Raw genomic sequence first — 18273 nt, 5'->3', positions numbered from 1 at the left:
CACCGGCTTCGGGCGCCGCCGCCGACGCATCGGCCGCCGCCGCAGCGTCCGCGCCGGTCGCACCCGCCGCGCCGACCGCACCGTTCTCCGTCGATTCGTCGAAGATCAGCGCCGGCGACACCGCGTGGATGCTGACCTCCACCGCGCTCGTGCTGTTCATGACGATCCCCGGTCTCGCGCTGTTCTACGCCGGCATGGTCCGCAAGAAGAACGTGCTCGCGACCGTGATGCAGAGCTTCGCGATCACCGCGGTGATCACGGTGCTGTGGACGGTGGTCGGCTACAGCCTCGCGTTCACGCCGGGCAACGGCTTCATCGGCGGCCTGTCGCGCGTGTTCCTGCACGGGATGAACTACATCAAGGGCGACAAGGCGACGACGCTGACCGTCAGCCACCTGGCGACGACGATTCCGGAATCGGTCTACTTCGTCTACCAGATGACGTTCGCGATCATCACGCCGGCGCTGATCTGCGGTGCGTTCGCCGACCGGATGAAGTTCTCGGCGATGCTCGTGTTCATGACGCTCTGGTCGCTGATCGTCTATGTGCCGATCGCGCACATGGTGTGGGAGCCGACCGGCTGGCTGTCGGCCGACGGCGTGCTCGACTTCGCGGGCGGCACGGTGGTGCACATCAACGCCGGTATCGCGGGCCTCGTGTCGTGCCTGGTGCTCGGCAAGCGCGTCGGCTACGGTCGCGAATCGATGGCGCCGCACAACCTCGTGCTGACGATGATCGGCGGCTCGATGCTGTGGGTCGGCTGGTTCGGCTTCAACGCGGGCTCCGCGGTCGCGGCCGACGGCCGTGCCGGCTTCGCGATGCTGACCACGCAAGTGGCGACGGCCTGCGCGGCGCTCGGCTGGATGTTTGCCGAATGGATCGCGAAGGGCAAGCCGTCGGTGCTCGGTATCGTGTCGGGCGCGGTCGCGGGTCTCGTGGCGATCACGCCGGCTGCCGGCTTCGTCGGCGTCGCCGGTGCGCTCGTGATCGGCATCGCGGCGGGCGTGATCTGCTTCTGGTCGGCCACGTGGCTCAAGTCGAAGCTCGGCTACGACGATTCGCTGGACGCGTTCGGCGTGCACGGCGTGGGCGGGATTCTCGGCGCGCTGCTGACGGGCGTGTTCGCGGTCAAGGACATCGGCGGTGCCGACGGCAGCCTGCTGCTGCAGGCGAAGGGCGTGCTGATCACGCTGGTCTACAGCGGCGTGCTGAGCTTCGTGCTGCTGAAGCTGATCGACCTGACGATGGGCTTGCGCGTGTCCGAAGAGGAAGAGCGCGAAGGCCTCGACGTGATCCTGCACGGCGAGCATGTCGAATAAGTCATGAGGATGCACGGTGGGCCGCCGCGCAGACGGCGCCCGCCACGAATGAGCGCAGCGACTTCGGCCCGCCCACCCGGCGGGCTTTTTTTCTCCTGCCGCGTGCTGCCGTAGCGCATAACCCTTCGCGCTATCGGGTCAATAGCCGAAAACTTCCTCCAAACCCTTGCGAAGTCGGGAACAATCCCCAAATGGGCAGGGCAATTGCTCTACAATCTTCATTCTCCCGCTCGCGAGTGATTCATGGTTCCCCACCTCGTTACCGCGTTGAACGGTCCGCTGCTCGAACTCGAGCGGAAGATCCTCGACGCGACGCCTGCGATCGAACGCTGGTTCAGGCTCGAATGGCAGGAACATACCCCGCCGTTCTATTGTTCGGTGGACCTGCGCAACGCCGGCTTCAAGCTGGCGCCCGTCGACGCGAACCTGTTCCCCGGCGCGTTCAACAATCTGCCGTCCGAAGTGCTGCCGCTCGCCGTGCAGGCCGCGATGGCCGCGATCGAGAAGATCTGCCCGGACGCGAAGAACCTGCTCGTGATTCCCGAGCTGCCGACCCGCAACGCGTTCTACCTGGAAAACGTCGCGCGGCTCGCGACGATCATGCGCCAGGCCGGCCTGAACGTGCGCTTCGGCTCGCTCGACCCGAGCATCACCGACATGACGCCGATCACGCTGGCCGACGGCCAGAAGATCGTGCTCGAACCGCTCGAGCGTTCGCAGCGCCGCCTCGGCCTGAAGAATTTCGATCCGTGCTCGATCCTGCTGAACAACGACCTGTCGGCCGGCATCCCGGCCGTGCTGGAAAACCTGCACGAGCAGTACCTGCTGCCGCCGCTGCACGCGGGCTGGGCCGTGCGCCGCAAGTCGACGCACTTCTCGTGCTACGACGACGTCGCGAAGAAGTTCGCGAAGATGGTCGGCGTCGATCCGTGGATGGTGAATCCGTATTTCGCGCACGTCGAGGGTGTCGACTGGCAGGCGCATGAAGGCGAGCAGGCACTCGCGGACGCGATCGACGGCGTGCTGAAGAAGATCGCGCGCAAGTACCGCGAATACGGGATCAGCGAGAAGCCGTACGTCGTCGTGAAGGCCGACGCGGGCACGGCGGGGCGCGGCGTGATGACCGTGCACGACGCGGCCGAGATCGGCCGCATGTCGAAGGCCGAGCGCGCGCAGATGGCCGAGTCGAAGGCCGGCCTTGCGGTGCGCGACGTGATCGTGCAGGAAGGCGTCTATACGTTCGAGCGCGTCGGCGACGAAGTGGCCGAGCCCGTCGTGTACATGATCGACCGCTATGTGGTCGGCGGTTTCTACCGCACGCACGGCGGCCGCGAGCGCGACCAGAACCTGAACGCGCCCGGCATGCACTACGTGCCGCTCGGCTTCGAGCACACCGCGCTGCCGGATGCCGGCGCCAAGCCGGGCGCCGCGCCGCCGAACCGTTTCTACATGTACGGCGTCGTCGCGCGGCTGTCGCTGATCGCGTCGTCGATCGAACTGGAAAAGACCGATCCCGAAGCCATCCAGGTGTAACGGACCTTCGCTACGTACAGGACCCGCATGGACATTCTCTTTATCGCCGACCCGCTCGAGCGCTTCAAGATCTACAAGGATTCGACCTACGCGATGATGGCGGAGGCCGCGCGGCGCGGGCACGTGATCTACACGTGCGAGCCGCACCAGCTTGCGTGGACCGGGTCGGGCGTCGAGGCGGACGTGCAGCGCGTGACGATCGTCGGCGATACGGCCGACCTGCATCGTCATCCGTGGTACGAGGCGGCCGCGCATGAATCCCGTCAAATGACGTCGTTCGGCGCGGTGCTGATGCGCAAGGATCCGCCGTTCGACATGGAGTACGTGACGGCCACGTGGATGCTCGAACTCGCCGAGCGCGCGGGCGCGCGGGTGTTCAACAAGCCGCAGTCGATCCGCGACCATTCGGAGAAGCTGGCGATCGGCGAGTTTCCGCAATTCGTCGCGCCGACGCTGGTCACGCGCGATGCCGCGCGGTTGCGCGCGTTCCACGCCGAGCACGGCGACGTGATCGTGAAGCCGCTCGACGGGATGGGCGGGATGGGCGTGTTCCGCGTGAAGGCCGACGGGATGAATCTCGGCGCGATCATCGAGATGCTCGGCCACGACGGCACGCGCTCGCTGATGATTCAGAAGTTCATTCCCGAGATCAAGGCCGGCGACAAGCGGATCCTGCTGATCGCGGGCGAGCCCGTGCCGTATTCGCTCGCGCGGATTCCGCAGGGCAGCGAGGTGCGCGGCAATCTCGCCGCGGGCGGGCTCGGCGTCGCGCAGCCGCTGACTGCCCGCGATCGCGAGATCGCCGCGACGCTCGGGCCCGTACTCGCGTCGCGCGGGCTGCTGCTGGTCGGCCTCGATGCGATCGGCGACTGGCTGACCGAGGTGAACGTCACGAGTCCGACGTGCTTCCGCGAGATCATGGAGCAGACGGGCTTCGACGTCGCCGCGATGTTCATCGACGCGCTGGAGCGCGCGGCCGCGTAGGCCGTTTTCCTGCGCCCCCCCCGGCGGCGGCCCGCGCAGGTCCCCCGTCGCCGGAGCAGCTTGACCGGCCTGCTACAATGCCCGCTTGCCCGGTGCCGTGATCGGCGCACCGAAGGCCCGGCGGTCGGGCCGACACTGTTGCAAGGCTGAACATGAAACGCTTCCCACACTCGCTACGCTCATTGCCCCGCCGCGGGGTATCGGCCCGCCAGGGGCGGCCGGGAGCGATCTGACATGGCCGGGATCCTGATCATCGCGCACGCACCGCTCGCCACCGCGCTGCGGGACTGCATCGCGCACATCTACGGCGGCGTGCCCGCGCGCATCGGCTGTATCGACGTGATGGCGGACAGCGATCCGACCCAGGTGATGGCGTTCGCGCACGCGGAACTCGCGCGGCTCAAGGAAGAGAACGGCGTGGTCGTGCTGACCGACATGTACGGCGCGACGCCCGCGAACATCGCGGGCCAGCTCGCGAAGATCGACAACGTGCGCGTGCTGGCGGGCGTGAACCTGCCGATGCTCGTGCGGGCCGTTTGCTATCGCACCGTGCCGCTCGACAAGCTCGTCGACAAGGCGCTGTCCGGCGGCGCGAAGGGCGTCCACGAAGTGGCGGCCGGCACGCCGCCGCCGCCGACGGAAGCCGGCTGCGGCCAGTGCGCGCCGATTCCGCCCGAACCGCAACCGCGCACCGAATCGCACTGATCACTGCGTTTTTCGTTTTAGACAGCACCGCCGACGCGTGACGCCGGCGGTCCCGACCGACCCGACCGAGAATCATGCTTCAACAAGAAACCACCATCGTCAATAAATTGGGGCTCCATGCGCGCGCATCGGCCAAGCTTACGCAACTGGCCGGCAACTTCCAGTCGGAAGTCTGGATGACACGCAACGGGCGCAAGATCAATGCGAAGAGCATCATGGGCGTGATGATGCTGGCGGCGGGCATCGGCAGCACCGTGACGATCGAGACCGAAGGGGCCGACGAGCGGGAAGCGATGGACGCGCTGCTGAAGCTGATCGCCGACAAGTTCGGCGAAGGCCAGTAACCACCGCGCGGGATCGTTGCCGTTTCCAGCCAGAATGCCGCGGATTTCGCGGCATTTTTTTCGTCGAAAGCATTGATGCGGAATGCGCAATGTTGCGCTGCATGCAGTCAACAGGGAGTCGCGGAATTTATAATCGCTAACCGGGGTCATAAGCGCATCGCAGCAGTGTGCCGCGGCTTTACTTGTACAGAGGAGGTGCGCGTGTCCTTCACGCTGCAAGGCATTCCCGTCTCACGAGGTATCGCGATCGGGCGAGCGTATCTGATCGCGCCGGCGGCGCTCGACGTCGCCCATTACCTGATCGAGGCGAACCAGATCGACGCCGAGGTCGAGCGTTTCCGCACGGCGCTCGAAGTCGTGCATCGCGAGCTCGACGCGTTGCGCGCCGACCTGACCGACGACACCCCGAGCGAAGTGGGCGCATTCATCGACGTCCACATGATGATCCTGAGCGACGCGATGCTCGTGCAGGAAACCATCGACCTGATCCGCACGCGCCGCTACAACGTCGAGTGGGCGCTGACCGAGCAGCTCGAGCTGCTCACGCGCCACTTCGACGACATCGAGGACGAATACCTGCGCGAGCGCAAGGCCGACATCGAGCAGGTGGTCGAGCGCGTGCTGAAGGCACTCGCCGGTGCGCCGTCCGCGTCGCAGGCGCTCGACCGCGCGGCCGCGAACGGCACCAACGAGATGATCGTCGTCGCGCACGACATCGCGCCGGCCGACATGATGCAGTTCAAGACGCAGTCGTTCCAGGCGTTCGTCACCGACCTCGGCGGGCGCACGTCGCACACGGCGATCGTCGCGCGCAGCCTCGGCATTCCGGCCGCGGTCGGCGTGCAGCATGCGAGCGCGCTGATCCGCCAGGACGACCTGATCATCGTCGACGGCGACCAGGGCATCGTGATCGTCGATCCGGCGCCGATCGTCCTCGAGGAATATTCGTACCGACAGTCCGAGAAGCTGCTCGAGCAACGCAAGCTGCAGCGTCTGAAATTCTCGCCGACGCAAACGTTGTGCGGCACCAAGATCGACCTGTACGCGAACATCGAGCTGCCCGACGATGCGAAGGCGGCCGTCGACGCCGGCGCGGTCGGCGTCGGCCTGTTCCGCTCCGAGTTCCTGTTCATGCATCAGAAGGAGATGCCGGAAGAGGAGGAGCAGTTCGCCGCATACAAGCGGGCCGTCGAGTGGATGAAGGGCATGCCGGTGACGATCCGCACGATCGACGTCGGCGCGGACAAGCCGCTCGAGGCGCTCGACGAGGGCTACGAGACGGCGCCGAACCCGGCGCTCGGCCTGCGCGCGATCCGCTGGAGCCTGTCCGAGCCGCAGATGTTCCTCACGCAGTTGCGCGCGATCCTGCGTGCGTCCGCGTTCGGCCAGGTAAAGATCCTGATCCCGATGCTCGCGCACGCGCAGGAGATCGACCAGACGCTCGACCTGATCCGCGAGGCGAAGCGCCAGCTCGACGACGCGGGGCTCGCCTACGATCCGAACGTGCGCATCGGCGCGATGATCGAGATTCCGGCCGCGGCGATCGCGCTGCCGCTGTTCCTGAAGCGGTTCGATTTCCTGTCGATCGGCACGAACGACCTGATCCAGTACACGCTCGCGATCGACCGCGCGGACAACGCGGTCGCGCACCTGTACGACCCGCTGCATCCGGCCGTGCTGCACCTGATCTCCTATACGTTGCGCGAAGCGAAGCGCGCGGGCGTGTCCGTGTCGGTGTGCGGCGAGATGGCGGGCGATCCGGCGCTCACGCGCCTGTTGCTCGGGATGGGGCTCACCGAGTTCTCGATGCACCCGAGCCAGCTGCTCGTCGTGAAGCAGGAGATCCTGCGCGCGCACCTGAAGGCGCTCGAGAAACCGACGGCCGACGTGCTTGCCGCATTCGAGCCGGAGGAAGTGCAGGCCGCGCTGAAGCGGCTGTCGGTCGCCGAGCCGCGCGCGGATGCGGCCGCTTAGGTTGCTTAGGCCGCTCAGGCGCCCGCGTCGCCGCTAACTGCCGTGAAGTGTCGTGCATGCGCCGGCCGGCGCATGCGTCCGACGCGCGTCAGTGCCGGCCCCCGCACACGGGGCAGTCGGCCTGGCGCGCGATTTTCATCGTCGTCCATTCCATCCGCAGCGAATCGAGCATCATCAGCCGCCCGTTGAGCGTCGTGCCGATTTCGCCGATCACGCGCAGCGCTTCGGCGGCCTGCATCGCGCCGATGATCCCGACCGTCGGCGCGAACACGCCCATCGTCGCGCACGCGACTTCCTCGAACGGCTGGTCTTCCGGAAACACGCACGCATAGCAGGGTGCAGCCGCATCGCGGAAATCGAACGTGCTGATCTGGCCGTCGAAGCGCAGCGCGGCGCCCGACACGAGCGGCACGCCGTGCGCGACGCACGCGCGGTTGATCGCGTGTCGCGTCGCGAAGTTGTCGGTGCAGTCGAGCACGACGGTCGCGGCCGGCACGTGCGCGTCGAGCCATGCGTCGTCGACGCGCTCCGCGATCGCGTTCACCTTCACCTCGGGGTTCAGTTGCGCGAGCGCGTCGCGCCCCGATTCGACCTTGGCGCGGCCGACCGATGCCGTCACGTGCAGGATCTGCCGCTGCAGGTTCGTGAGGTCGACGGTATCGGCGTCGACGAGCGTGATCGTGCCGACTCCCGATGCCGCGAGGTACATCGCGGCAGGCGAGCCGAGGCCGCCCGCGCCGACGACGATCGCGTGCGCGTCGAGAAAGCGCTGCTGCGCCTCGATGCCGATTTCGTCGACGAGGATGTGGCGGGAGTAGCGAAGGAGTTGATCGTCGTTCATGGGGAGATCGGGCGAAGCATGCCGCCGCCGGTGGCGCGGGCGTATCTGCATATTCTAGGCGCACATGAAAAACGGGCCATCGCGGTCTTCCCGCGATGGCCCGTCGGATGCCGGCCGGCGCTTACTTCGGCGCCGACGCAGGCTTCGGTGCGGCCGGCTTCGCGCTCGCGCCCGATGCCTTCGAGGCCGCGGCAGCCTTGCCGGCCGGGCTCTTCGTCGTGCTCTCGGCGAGCAGCGACTTCGATTCCTGGACGGTCTTGCCTTCGAGCTTGTTGAGCGCCTGCTGCATCATGAAGTCGTCGGCGCTGCCGAACTCGATCGGCTTGCGATCGCGATCCTTCTGGCGTTGCTCCGGCGTCTTCTTGTCGTTCTGCTCTTCGAGGACGCGCAGTTGATCCATCCGGCGCTGCTCGCGCTCTTCCTGTTCCTTCTTCTCGTTCGGGTCCTGCGTGTTCGCGAGGTGGTTCGTGTAGTCGACCTCGCGCGTCACGAGCACGTCGTCCGGATCGCCGTCCGCGTACTGATCGACCGGCACGTCGGGCGCGATGCCCTTGTTCTGGATCGAGCGGCCGCTCGGCGTGTAGTAATACGCGGTCGTCAGGCGCAGCGCGGTGTCGGCCGTCATCGGGCGGACCGTCTGAACCGAGCCCTTGCCGAACGTCGTCTTGCCCATGATCTGCGCGCGCTTCGAATCCTGCAGCGCGCCGGCGACGATTTCCGACGCGGACGCCGAATACGCGTTCGTCAGCACGATCATCGGCACGGTCTTGAAGACCGGCGGCAGGTTCTTCAGCGGATCGCCGTCGAAGGACGGCAGGCGATAGTTGTCGTACGTATCGCGGTAGACCTGCTTCGAATCGGGGATCTGGCCGTTGGTCGACACGACGACGGAGTCGGGCGGCAGGAACGCGCCGGCAACGCCGACCGCGCTCTGCAGCAGGCCGCCGCCGTTGTTGCGCAGGTCGAGGACCAGGCCCTTCAGGTTCGGCTGCTGGCGCGCGATGTCCTGCAGCTTCGCGGCGAGATCGGGCGTCGTGCGCTCCTGGAAGCTCGTGATGCGGATATATGCGTAGCCCGGGTCGAGCATCTTCATCTTCACGCTCTGGACCCTGATGATCGCGCGCGTGACCGTGACCGGGAACGTGCGGTCGTCGCTCTTGCGGAAGATCGTCAGCGTGACCTTGGTGCCCGGCTCGCCGCGCATCTGCTTGACGGCCTTGTCGAGCGTCATGCCGCGCACCGGCTTGTCGTTGATGCGCGTGATCAGGTCGCCCGGACGGATGCCGGCGCGGAATGCGGGGGTATCCTCGATCGGCGAGATCACCTTGACGAGGCCGTCTTCCTGCGAGATCTCGATGCCGAGACCCGCGAAGCGGCCTTTCGTCTGCTCCTGCAGCTCGTCATAGTCGGTCTTGTCGAGGAACGACGAGTGCGGATCGAGGCTCGACACCATGCCCTTGATCGCCGCCGTCAGCAGCTTCTTGTCGTCGACCGGTTCGACGTACTCGCGCTTGATCTGGCCGAATACTTCCGCGAACAGGCGGAGCTGGTCGAGGGGAAGCGGCGCCGTGGCGGTCTGCTCGGCCGACGCGGAAATCTGCAGCGTGGCGAACACGCCCGTGGCGAGGCCCGCGGCAATCAGGCCGATGTTCTTCAATTTCATTCGCATAGAGAGTCTGGTGCGGTCGGGAAGCGCGTGGCGGTAGCGGGGATGTAGCGGACAAGTATAACTGTTCGTCCGATAACTCAGTGGAACGCCGCGAAAAGCGGCGAACAGGTGCCATGAGCCGGGCCCGGAGCAGGCCCGGCGGGGCACCGCCGGACGCGCTGCGGGTTCGAAAGCGGGTTCGACCGCAGCGGGGCCGCGAAGGTTCGCGCGGCGTGCCGCGCCGGACGCGGCACGCCCGGCGCGACGGGCGTCAGCCCGCCTTGCCCTGCTTCGCGACGGCGGCCTGCGCCTGCGCGATCGCGTCCTGGTCGCCGAGGTAATAGTGCTGGATCGGCTTCAGGTCCTCGTCGAGTTCATACACGAGCGGCACGCCGTTCGGGATGTTCAGGCCGACGATGTCGCTGTCCGAGATGCCGTCGAGGTACTTGATCAGCGCGCGCAGCGAGTTGCCGTGCGCGGCGATCAGCACCTGCTTGCCGGCGCGGACCGCGGGCGCGATCGACTCGTTCCACAGCGGCAGCACGCGCGCGACCGTGTCCTTCAGGCACTCGGTGAGCGGCAGTTGCTCGCGCGGCACCTTCGCATAGCGCGGGTCGTTGAACGGCGCGCGCTCGTCGGTCGGTTCGAGCGCGGGCGGCGGCGTGTCGTAGCTGCGGCGCCAGACGAGCACCTGGTCGTCGCCGAACTTCGCGGCCGTTTCCGCCTTGTTCAGCCCCGACAGTGCGCCGTAGTGGCGCTCGTTCAGGCGCCACGAGTGGACGACCGGCAGGTACATGAGGTCCATCCGGTCCTGCACGTGCCACAGCGTGCGGATCGCGCGCTTGAGCACCGACGTGTACGCGATGTCGAACGTGTAGCCGGCCTCCTTGAGCAATTCGCCGGCCTGGTAGGCCTCGTTGCGACCCTGTTCGGTCAGGTCGACGTCGACCCAGCCGGTGAAGCGGTTTTCCTTGTTCCACGTCGATTCGCCGTGGCGGATGAGAACGAGTTTGTACATGGATCTTGCGGTCGGTAGTGAAGGAAGCGGTGCGCGTCGCGCGGCACCCGACCCGGGCCCGCCATCGCGCAAGGCGGTTATTTTATAATGGCGGGATTGTCCTCATCCGATTTCTCTTTTTCCGGCGGAATTCCGTGACGTTCTTTACCAATTACACGAACCTGGCCCTCATCGCGATCCTGCTGGTATCCGGCGGCCTGCTGGCGTGGCCCGCCCTGCGCCGCGGCCGCGGCGGCCTGTCGGCCGCGGAGGCCACCCAGCTCATCAACCGCCGCAATGCGGTCGTGATCGACGTGCGCGCCGCGTCCGATTTCGCCGCCGGCCACCTGCCGTCGGCGCGTCAGGTCGCGGCGGGCGAGATCGGCGCGAAGATCGCGCAGGTCGCGAAGAACAAGAGCACGCCGGTGCTGCTCGTCTGCCAGAATGGCCAGCAGTCGCAGAAGGCGGCGCGCGAGGTCGAGGCGGCGGGCTATGCCGAGGTGCACGTGCTCGAGGGCGGCGTGGCTGCCTGGCAGCAGGCCGGGATGCCGGTCGTCAAACAAGGAGTGGCGAAGTGAACAAGGTTTTGATGTACAGCACGCAGGTGTGTCCGTATTGCATGCAGGCCGAGCGCCTGCTGAAGCTGCGCGGTGTCGAGCAGATCGAAAAGGTGCTGATCGACCGCGATCCGGCGCGCCGCGAGGAAATGATGACGCGCACGGGGCGCCGCACGGTGCCGCAGATCTATATCGGCGACACGCACGTCGGCGGCTACGACGATCTGTCGAAGCTCGACCGCGAGGGCGGGCTCGCGTCGCTTCTGCAAGCGGCCTGATTAGGGCAGAATGGCCGCCGGCCGCGCCGCGGCTTGGGCGCGCAGGATTCATCCGTGGCGGCCGGCGAGAAGCCGGGCCGCTCCGTCACCACTTTTAGGGAAACACCATGTCCGACGTCGAAAACCAACCGTTCTTCAACATCCAGCGCGTCTACTTGAAGGATATGTCGCTCGAGCAGCCGAATTCGCCGGCTATCTTCCTCGAGCAGGACATGCCGTCGGTTGAAGTCGAAGTCGACGTCAAGGCCGACCGCCTCGCGGAAAGCGTGTTCGAAGTCGTCGTGTCGGGTACCGTCACCGCGAAGGTGAAGGACAAGGTCGCGTTCCTGATCGAAGCGAAGCAGGCCGGCATTTTCGACATTCGCAACATTCCGGACGAACAGCTCGACCCGCTGGTCGGCATCGCTTGCCCGACGATCCTGTTCCCGTACCTGCGCTCGAACATCGCCGACGCGATCACGCGTGCGGGCTTCCCGCCGATCCACCTGGCGGAAATCAACTTCCAGGCGCTGTACGAGCAGCGTCTCGCGCAGCTTCAGCAGCAGGCCGGCGCCGCAGGCGCGCCGAACGGCACGACGCTGAACTGACGTTTCACACGGACCGGTGCTGGGTATGAAAGTAGCCGTTCTCGGCGCCGGTGCCTGGGGCACCGCGCTCGCGGGCCATCTGGCCGCGCGGCACGATACGCTTCTGTGGGCGCGCGACGCCGCGCTCATCGCCGGGCTGCAGGCCCGGCACGAAAATTCCCGCTATCTGGACGGCATCGCGCTGCCTGACGCACTGCGCTACGACGCCGATCTCGGCGCCGCGCTCGCGCATGGCGCAGCGGACGACGCGCTGTGCGTGATCGCCGCGCCCGTGGCCGGGCTGCGCACGCTGTGCCGCGCGATGCGCGACGCAGGCTGCGTGCCCGCGCACATCGTCTGGGTCTGCAAGGGCTTCGAGGCCGACACGCATCTGCTGCCGCATCAGGTGATCGCGGCCGAGCTGCCCGAACAGCGCAGCAACGGCGTGCTGTCGGGGCCGAGCTTTGCACGCGAGGTCGGACAGTCGTTGCCCGTCGCGCTGACGGTGGCGAGCGCGTCCGCCGAATGCCGCGAGCGCACGCTCGCCGCGTTCCATCACGGCGCGATGCGGATCTATACGGGCGACGACGTGGTCGGCGTCGAGGTCGGCGGCGCGGTGAAGAACGTGCTTGCGATCGCGACCGGCATTTCCGACGGCCTCGGCCTCGGGCTGAACGCGCGCGCCGCGCTGATTACGCGCGGCCTCGCCGAAATGTCGCGGCTCGGCGTCGCACTCGGCGGCCGCGCGGAAACCTTCACCGGCCTCACGGGTCTCGGCGACCTGATCCTCACCGCGACGGGCGACCTGTCGCGCAACCGCACGGTCGGCCTGCAACTGGCGGCCGGCCGGACGCTGAACGACATCCTCGGTGCGCTCGGCCACGTGGCCGAAGGCGTGCGCTGCGCGCAGGCCGTGCTGGCGATCGCGCACGCGCAGTCGATCGAAATGCCGATTACCGAAGCCGTGTGCGGCGTGCTGTTCGACGGCATCGCGCCGCGCGACGCCGTCAGCGGCCTGCTGCGGCGCGACGCGCGCGCCGAGTAGCGCGGACGGGCGCCGCCCGGCGCGGTCGCGTCAGGCGCGCGCCGCCAAAGCGCACTACGCTTGAACAGTCTCCGGCACTCCGGGAGGTTGTCATGCTGCAGATCCATTCCACCACGCTCGACGCGCAGGTCGTCGACATCACGACGCTCGAGGTCGACGTGATCGTCAACGCCGCGAACGGCTCGCTGCTTGGCGGGGGCGGTGTCGACGGTGCGATTCACCGCGCGGCCGGCCCCGGCCTGCTCGCCGAGTGCCGCACGCTCGGCGGCTGCGATACGGGCGACGCGAAGCTCACGCGCGGCCACGGGCTGCCGGCGCGCTACGTGATCCATGCGGTCGGGCCGGTGTGGCACGGCGGCGGTTGCGGCGAGCCCGACCTGCTCGCATCGTGCTACCGGCGCGCGATCGAGCTGGCCGAAGAGGTGGCCGCGACGTCGATCGCGTTTCCGGCGATCAGTTGCGGCATCTACCGTTATCCGGCCTGCGAGGCCGTCGACATTGCAGTCGGCACCGTCGTCGAAATGCTGCCGCAGGCGCCGAGCCTGGCACGCGTGGTGTTCGCGTGCTTTTCCCCCGACATCCACGACCTGTATCGCGCGCGGCTCGCACGGGCCTGACGCGGCCCGCGCCGCGCACGCATCATGCGCCGCCTTCGAAGCCGGCCTGGCGCCACGCCTCGAACACGACCACCGCGACCGTGTTCGACAGGTTCAGGCTGCGGTTGTCCGGCCGCATCGGCAGGCGCACGCGCTGTTCGTTCGGGAAGCGTTCGAGCAGCGCGGCGGGCAGGCCGCGCGTCTCCGAGCCGAACACGAACCAGTCGCCCGGCAGGAACGCATGATCGTGGAAGCGGCCCGAGCCGCGCGTCGTGAACGCGAACATTCGCGCGGGATCGGGCGATTCGGCCGCGACGAATGCGTCCCAGTCGCGGTGCAGGCGCATCTGCGCATATTCGTGATAGTCGAGGCCGGCGCGGCGCATCCGTGCGTCGTCGAGCGGAAAGCCGAGCGGCTCGATCAGGTGCAGGTGCGCGCCGGTGTTGGCGCACAGGCGGATCACGTTGCCGGTGTTCGGCGGAATTTCGGGAGCGACGAGGACGACGTTGAACATGTTTCGGTTTGGCTGGGCCGGCAGGGGCGGAGCAATAATGTGCGCTCGTTCCCGGCCGGCAGGTTCGTGACGGCCGCGGCCGCGTGCAGGCGGCCGGCCTCTCTATTTAATTAATCCCTGGCGGTGCGCAGCGCAACCAGATTCGTCACGCGCGCGGCGCCCGCCGCCTTCAGTGCGTGCGCGGCGGCCGCGAGCGTCGCGCCGGACGTCATCACGTCGTCGACGAGCGCGACATGGCGGCCCGCGACGTCGCCGGCCACCGCGAATGCCGACATCACGTTGTCGCGCCGCGCGCGCAGGGCGAGCCGCGACTGCGGCGCGGTGTCGGCGACCCGCGCGAGCAGTGCCGCATCCGCGCGCACGCCGAGCCGGCGCGCGAGCGGCCGCGCGATCGCCCATGCCTGGTTGTAGCCGCGTGCGACGAGCCGCCGGTGCGACAGCGGCACCGGCGCGACCAGGTCGAAGCCGCCGGTGCCGCGCGTATCGTCGACGAGCCGGGCGAGCCGGGCCGCGAATTCGGCGCCGAGCGCGAGCCGCGCATGAAACTTCAGACCGCGCGCGAGCCCGTCGAGCGGCGCACGGTAATCCGCGAGCGCTAGCGTCGCATCGAACGGCGGCGCGGCCGTGCGGCACGCGTCGCAGCGGTACGCGGTCGCGCGGCCGGCGCCGCTGTGCCTGCCACGGAGCGGGCGCGAACGCGGTTGGCCGACACCCAGCGGCAGCGCGCAGACGTCGCAGCGCAGCCGCGCTTCATTCCAGTACGCGGCGTCGCAGGCAATGCAAATCACGGTATGTGACAAATTGCCGCACAGTGCGCAGCGATTCGGCAGCGCGACCGCGGCGACGCGCGCAGCCAGCGCGCGAACCTGCGACAAAACGACGCGCATCGTGCGCGGAGCGGACCTGCGGATCATCGCGAACACTCCTGGCGGCCCCGTCTCGATGAAGCCTGCGGGGCGAGCGAGTATACTTCGGGCTCTTCGCCAGTGTGCCCGACATGTCCCCAGCTTCGACTTCAACCGGCCGTCCGGCCAATGACGCCAGGCGCCTGCGGCGGATCTTCGATCGCCGTGCCGCCACGTTCGACGCGGTCGCGTTCCTGCCGCGCGAGATCGCGCAGCGGATGAACGAGCGTCTCGAATACATCAAGGTGAGCCCCACGGCCGTGCTCGATGCGGGCTGCGGCCCGGGCGACGATCTGCCGGCGCTGCGCGCGCGCTTTCCTGAAGCGCCCGTATTCGGCGTCGACCTGTCCGGCGCGATGCTTGCGCGGGCCGGTCAGCGCGAGGTCGAACAGACGAGCTGGCGCCGCTGGCTGCCGGCCTCGCTCGGCCGGGCGCTGGGCCAGCGCGGCCCGCGCGTCGCGCAGGCCGACTTCGCCGCGCTGCCGTTCCCGGGCGGCGCGTTCGACCTGATCTGGTCGAATCTCGCGCTCCACTGGCATTCGCGCCCCGACGCCGTGCTGCCCGAATGGCAGCGCGTGCTGCGCGTGAACGGGCTGCTGATGTTCAGCACGCTCGGCCCCGACACGCTGCGCGAGCTGCGCGCAGCCTGCACGGACGCCGAAGCGGCGCTCGGCATCGCACAGCCCGCCGCGCGCGTGATCGATTTCGTCGACATGCACGACCTCGGCGACATGCTCGTCGAAAGCGGCTTCGAGATTCCCGTGATGGACCAGGAAGTGCTGACCGTCACGTACAAATCCCCCGATTCCCTGCTGGCCGACGTGCGCCGCTGGGGCGCCTATCCGTTCGAGCGGGCGGCGCCGCAGCGTGCGACGCGACGCTTTCGCGCGGCGCTCGGCGACGCGCTGGAAGCGCGCCGGCGCGCGGACGGCACGATTGCGCTGACCTTCGAGGTGATCTACGGCCACGCATGGAAGGCCGTGCCGCGCACGACCGCCGAAGGGCACGGGATCGTGCGCATCGAGGACATCGGAAAGGGGCGTCCGAAGAATCGGTAAAGCGGTAAAGAGGGGTTTTGTTATGTCCGAAATTAGCGGCGCAAAGCGGGGTCGAATTGGCGCCCAAAATGGCCGGAAAGCTTGTCGCGCTTGGCTTGGCGGGCGATAGGCGCTTGCTTGTGGATGCCATTGAACCCGCCTATAATGCGTCAGCTTGTCGTCCCGGGGTCCCCGCAATACGGGGCGACGAGTCCGATGCAGGCATGCATCGCATGCCATTCGCGTGAGGCGGCGATGGAAGCAGCGAGGGTTTTGGCGGAGACGACGAACGGCGAGCCGGTCCTCGAAGACTGGCTCATGAAACGCAACTGTTCGGCGTCGCCGCGCCAGTTCGTGCTGTTTTACGCGTCGCTCGCGGGCTTCTCGCTGGTGATCGCGACGTTGCTGATGTGGCGGGGGGCTTGGCTCGTCATGCCCTTCACCGGAATCGAGTTGCTGGCTGTGGGTGTCGCATTCGCGATCTATGCTCGCCATGCGGTCGATTACGAACGCATCAGGCTGTTCCCGCACCGGCTCGTGATCGAGCGGATGGATGCGGAGCGGCTCACGCAGATCGAATTCAACCCGCGCTGGGTGCGGGTCGAGCCGGGCGCGACGCCACGCGATCCGATTCGGCTGGTATCGCGCGGGCAGACCGTCGTAATCGGGCAGCATCTCGCGCAGTACAAGCGTGCGCAGTTCGCCGACGAACTGCGCGTGTCGCTCAGGCGCTGCGGCTGACGAGGCGCGGGCACCGGCCGGGAACAGGCCGGCGGCTTGCGACGGGGGAGGGTTTGAATGGAAATTTTGGGTAAGGATGCTATGAAAACAATCAAGCGAGCCCTCACGGGCGTGCTGGCATGCAGCGGATTGCTCTTTGCCGGTGCCGCCCTGGCGGTCGGTGATAGCCCGGGCGGCCCCCGCGTCAACGAGATCAACTTTCAGCCGCCGGTCACGAAGATCGCCGAGGAGCTCTACGATCTCCACACGATGATGCTGATCCTGTGTACGGTGATCTTCGTCGGCGTGTTCGGCGTGATGTTCTATTCGATCTTCGCGCACCGCAAATCCAAAGGCCACAAGGCCGCCAATTTCCATGAAAGCACGACCGTCGAGATCATCTGGACGATCGTGCCGTTCGTCATCGTCGTGCTGATGGCGCTGCCGGCGACGAAGGCCGTCGTCGCGATGAAGGACACGACCAACGCCGATCTCACGATCAAGGTCACCGGCTACCAGTGGAAGTGGGGCTACGACTACGTGAAGGGCCCGGGCGAAGGCATCGGCTTCCTGTCGACGCTGACCACCCCGCGCGACGAAGTGATGGGCAAGAAGCCGATCACCGACACCTATCTGCAGGAAGTCGACAACCCGCTCGTCGTGCCGGTCAACAAGAAGATCCGCATCATCACGACCGCGAACGACGTCGTCCACTCGTGGTACGTGCCCGCGTTCGGCGTGAAGCAGGATGCGATTCCCGGCTTCGTGCGCGACACGTGGTTCAAGGCCGACAAGGTCGGTACCTTTCGCGGTTTCTGTACCGAGCTGTGCGGCAAGGAACACGCGTACATGCCGGTCGTGGTCGTTGTCCTGTCGGAAGACGACTACGCGAAGTGGGTCACCGCGCAGAAGGCCAAGCTGGCCGGCGCGGCGGTCGATCCGAACAAGGTCTATACGATGGCCGAACTCGTCGCGCACGGCGAGGAAATCTACAAGGCGAACTGCGCGGCCTGCCACCAGGTGAGCGGCAAGGGCCTCGGTGCATTCCCGGCGATGGACGGCAGCCCGATCGTGAACGGCCCGATTGCCGGCCACGTCGAGCGCGTGCTGCAGGGCAAGGGCGCAATGCCGTCGTGGGCCTCGCTGTCGGACCTCGACATCGCATCGGTCATCACGTACGAGCGTAATTCGTGGGGCAACCACAAGAACGACCTGCTGCAGCCGAAGCAAGTGGCTGACGCGCGCAACGGCAAGATGCCGGAAGACACGGCAGGCGCAGCGGCGCCGGCCGAAGCGGCTTCGGCACCGGCGCAAGCCGCGTCGGGCGCAGCCGAGCAGCCGGCGGCAGCGTCGGCAGCGGCATCGGCCGCGTTGTCGACGATCTACTTCGAGACGGGCAAGAGCGTGCTGCCGGCCGACGCGAAAGCGGCGATCGCCGCCGCGGCCGACTATGCGAAGGCACATCCGGACGCGAAGCTCGCGCTGTCGGGTTTCACCGACAAGACGGGCTCGGCCGACGCGAACGCCGAACTGGCGAAGCACCGCGCACAAGCCGTGCGCGACGCGCTGAAGGCAGCAGGCGTGGCGGAAGACCACATTATTCTCAAAAAGCCGGAAACGATCTCGGGCGGGGCAGACGCGAAGGAAGCCCGGCGTGTCGAGATCGGGCCGGCGGCTTGACGTGTCGCTGAGTTAGTCGACGTATTCGCA

General features: G+C 67.4%; 19 protein-coding genes. 14 read left to right on the top strand and 5 right to left on the bottom strand.

Features of this window, described 5'->3' with window-relative positions; translation table 11 throughout:
• From ACNQQL_RS32920 to ptsP, 6 genes are all read left to right on the top strand, one after another.
• Window positions 1-1319: ammonium transporter (locus tag ACNQQL_RS32920; protein WP_347068505.1), on the top strand; the 1319-nt coding region annotated here is incomplete at its 5' end.
• 243 nt (window positions 1320-1562) lie between these two features.
• Window positions 1563-2852, top strand: coding sequence for a glutamate--cysteine ligase (gene gshA, locus ACNQQL_RS32915; RefSeq protein WP_034179123.1), 1290 nt, complete (start codon window positions 1563-1565; stop codon window positions 2850-2852).
• 27 nt (window positions 2853-2879) lie between these two features.
• On the top strand, window positions 2880-3836 hold the full coding sequence (gshB, locus tag ACNQQL_RS32910; RefSeq protein ID WP_072437290.1) for a glutathione synthase: 957 nt from the start codon (window positions 2880-2882) through the stop codon (window positions 3834-3836).
• A gap of 234 nt (window positions 3837-4070) precedes the next feature.
• Window positions 4071-4541, top strand: coding sequence for a PTS sugar transporter subunit IIA (locus ACNQQL_RS32905; protein WP_034179121.1), 471 nt, complete (start codon window positions 4071-4073; stop codon window positions 4539-4541).
• A gap of 74 nt (window positions 4542-4615) precedes the next feature.
• Window positions 4616-4885, top strand: coding sequence for an HPr family phosphocarrier protein (locus tag ACNQQL_RS32900; RefSeq protein WP_072437289.1), 270 nt, complete (start codon window positions 4616-4618; stop codon window positions 4883-4885).
• Between the two features lie 201 nt (window positions 4886-5086).
• Window positions 5087-6859, top strand: coding sequence for a phosphoenolpyruvate--protein phosphotransferase (ptsP, locus tag ACNQQL_RS32895; protein ID WP_347068502.1), 1773 nt, complete (start codon window positions 5087-5089; stop codon window positions 6857-6859).
• 88 nt (window positions 6860-6947) lie between these two features.
• Here the strand turns inward: ptsP and ACNQQL_RS32890 are convergent, their stop codons facing one another.
• The 3 genes from ACNQQL_RS32890 to gpmA all read right to left on the bottom strand — a co-directional run bounded on the left by ACNQQL_RS32890 (window position 6948) and on the right by gpmA (window position 10366).
• Window positions 6948-7700: a molybdopterin-synthase adenylyltransferase MoeB gene (locus tag ACNQQL_RS32890; RefSeq protein WP_347068500.1), complete on the bottom strand. Its 753-nt coding sequence runs from the start codon at window positions 7698-7700 to the stop codon at window positions 6948-6950.
• Window positions 7701-7821: 121 nt separating this feature from the next.
• The gene (locus ACNQQL_RS32885; protein WP_072437287.1) at window positions 7822-9369 is read right to left on the bottom strand and encodes a S41 family peptidase; all 1548 of its coding nucleotides are present in this window, start codon (window positions 9367-9369) and stop codon (window positions 7822-7824) included.
• A gap of 250 nt (window positions 9370-9619) precedes the next feature.
• Window positions 9620-10366 carry a 2,3-diphosphoglycerate-dependent phosphoglycerate mutase gene (gene gpmA, locus ACNQQL_RS32880; protein WP_175963615.1) on the bottom strand — a complete coding sequence of 249 codons (747 nt, stop codon included), beginning with the start codon at window positions 10364-10366 and terminating at the stop codon, window positions 9620-9622.
• Window positions 10367-10500: 134 nt separating this feature from the next.
• Between gpmA and ACNQQL_RS32875 the strand changes: the two genes are divergently transcribed.
• From ACNQQL_RS32875 to ACNQQL_RS32855, 5 genes are all read left to right on the top strand, one after another.
• The gene (locus tag ACNQQL_RS32875; protein WP_057926481.1) at window positions 10501-10923 is read left to right on the top strand and encodes a rhodanese-like domain-containing protein; all 423 of its coding nucleotides are present in this window, start codon (window positions 10501-10503) and stop codon (window positions 10921-10923) included.
• A complete protein-coding gene (grxC, locus tag ACNQQL_RS32870) occupies window positions 10920-11180 on the top strand; it encodes a glutaredoxin 3 (protein WP_347068497.1) in 261 nt (86 codons plus the stop codon). The genes ACNQQL_RS32875 and grxC overlap by 4 nt, the downstream gene beginning before the upstream one ends.
• 107 nt (window positions 11181-11287) lie before the next feature.
• Entirely contained in the window at window positions 11288-11767 is a 480-nt protein-coding gene (gene secB, locus ACNQQL_RS32865; protein WP_034179115.1) for a protein-export chaperone SecB, read from the top strand.
• Between the two features lie 25 nt (window positions 11768-11792).
• Window positions 11793-12791 carry an NAD(P)H-dependent glycerol-3-phosphate dehydrogenase gene (locus ACNQQL_RS32860; protein WP_105389625.1) on the top strand — a complete coding sequence of 333 codons (999 nt, stop codon included), beginning with the start codon at window positions 11793-11795 and terminating at the stop codon, window positions 12789-12791.
• A gap of 92 nt (window positions 12792-12883) precedes the next feature.
• Window positions 12884-13408, top strand: a complete 525-nt coding sequence (locus tag ACNQQL_RS32855) for an O-acetyl-ADP-ribose deacetylase (RefSeq protein WP_347068494.1) — start codon at window positions 12884-12886, stop codon at window positions 13406-13408.
• Between the two features lie 22 nt (window positions 13409-13430).
• Here ACNQQL_RS32855 and trmL read toward each other — a convergent pair whose 3' ends face one another.
• On the bottom strand, window positions 13431-13901 hold the full coding sequence (gene trmL / locus ACNQQL_RS32850; RefSeq protein ID WP_347068492.1) for a tRNA (uridine(34)/cytosine(34)/5-carboxymethylaminomethyluridine(34)-2'-O)-methyltransferase TrmL: 471 nt from the start codon (window positions 13899-13901) through the stop codon (window positions 13431-13433).
• A 110-nt stretch (window positions 13902-14011) separates the two neighbouring features.
• Window positions 14012-14815 carry a ComF family protein gene (locus ACNQQL_RS32845; RefSeq protein WP_347068490.1) on the bottom strand — a complete coding sequence of 268 codons (804 nt, stop codon included), beginning with the start codon at window positions 14813-14815 and terminating at the stop codon, window positions 14012-14014.
• An 83-nt stretch (window positions 14816-14898) separates the two neighbouring features.
• Between ACNQQL_RS32845 and ACNQQL_RS32840 the strand changes: the two genes are divergently transcribed.
• The 3 genes from ACNQQL_RS32840 (at window position 14899) to coxB (ending at window position 18243) form a co-directional block, all read left to right on the top strand.
• A complete protein-coding gene (locus tag ACNQQL_RS32840; RefSeq protein WP_072437281.1) occupies window positions 14899-15864 on the top strand; it encodes a methyltransferase domain-containing protein in 966 nt (321 codons plus the stop codon).
• 195 nt (window positions 15865-16059) lie between these two features.
• A complete protein-coding gene (locus ACNQQL_RS32835) occupies window positions 16060-16584 on the top strand; it encodes a DUF2244 domain-containing protein (RefSeq protein WP_347068507.1) in 525 nt (174 codons plus the stop codon).
• Window positions 16585-16641: 57 nt separating this feature from the next.
• Window positions 16642-18243 (top strand): cytochrome c oxidase subunit II, encoded by a 1602-nt coding sequence (gene coxB / locus ACNQQL_RS32830; protein ID WP_347068487.1) that lies wholly within the window; start codon window positions 16642-16644, stop codon window positions 18241-18243.
• Window positions 18244-18273: the final 30 nt, after the last annotated feature.

It is taken from the genome of Burkholderia sp. LFS061 (assembly GCF_047978125.1).
GTDB classification, from domain to species: Bacteria; Pseudomonadota; Gammaproteobacteria; order Burkholderiales; family Burkholderiaceae; genus Burkholderia; species Burkholderia pyrrocinia_C.
The sequence above is the reverse complement of the archived record's forward strand: the minus strand, read 5'-3'. Positions and strand labels throughout refer to the sequence as shown.

Coding starts and splice junctions, on each gene's coding strand:
- ACNQQL_RS32905 (WP_034179121.1), top strand. CDS start 4,071: ATGGCCGGGATCCTGATCATCGCGCACGCACCGCTCGCCACCGCGCTG.
- ACNQQL_RS32885 (WP_072437287.1), bottom strand. CDS start 9,369: ATGCGAATGAAATTGAAGAACATCGGCCTGATTGCCGCGGGCCTCGCC.
- ACNQQL_RS32900 (WP_072437289.1), top strand. CDS start 4,616: ATGCTTCAACAAGAAACCACCATCGTCAATAAATTGGGGCTCCATGCG.
- ACNQQL_RS32835 (WP_347068507.1), top strand. CDS start 16,060: ATGCAGGCATGCATCGCATGCCATTCGCGTGAGGCGGCGATGGAAGCA.
- gpmA (WP_175963615.1), bottom strand. CDS start 10,366: ATGTACAAACTCGTTCTCATCCGCCACGGCGAATCGACGTGGAACAAG.
- coxB (WP_347068487.1), top strand. CDS start 16,642: ATGGAAATTTTGGGTAAGGATGCTATGAAAACAATCAAGCGAGCCCTC.
- ACNQQL_RS32860 (WP_105389625.1), top strand. CDS start 11,793: ATGAAAGTAGCCGTTCTCGGCGCCGGTGCCTGGGGCACCGCGCTCGCG.
- ACNQQL_RS32845 (WP_347068490.1), bottom strand. CDS start 14,815: ATGATCCGCAGGTCCGCTCCGCGCACGATGCGCGTCGTTTTGTCGCAG.
- ACNQQL_RS32855 (WP_347068494.1), top strand. CDS start 12,884: ATGCTGCAGATCCATTCCACCACGCTCGACGCGCAGGTCGTCGACATC.
- ACNQQL_RS32890 (WP_347068500.1), bottom strand. CDS start 7,700: ATGAACGACGATCAACTCCTTCGCTACTCCCGCCACATCCTCGTCGAC.
- gshB (WP_072437290.1), top strand. CDS start 2,880: ATGGACATTCTCTTTATCGCCGACCCGCTCGAGCGCTTCAAGATCTAC.
- secB (WP_034179115.1), top strand. CDS start 11,288: ATGTCCGACGTCGAAAACCAACCGTTCTTCAACATCCAGCGCGTCTAC.
- gshA (WP_034179123.1), top strand. CDS start 1,563: ATGGTTCCCCACCTCGTTACCGCGTTGAACGGTCCGCTGCTCGAACTC.
- trmL (WP_347068492.1), bottom strand. CDS start 13,901: ATGTTCAACGTCGTCCTCGTCGCTCCCGAAATTCCGCCGAACACCGGC.
- ACNQQL_RS32840 (WP_072437281.1), top strand. CDS start 14,899: ATGTCCCCAGCTTCGACTTCAACCGGCCGTCCGGCCAATGACGCCAGG.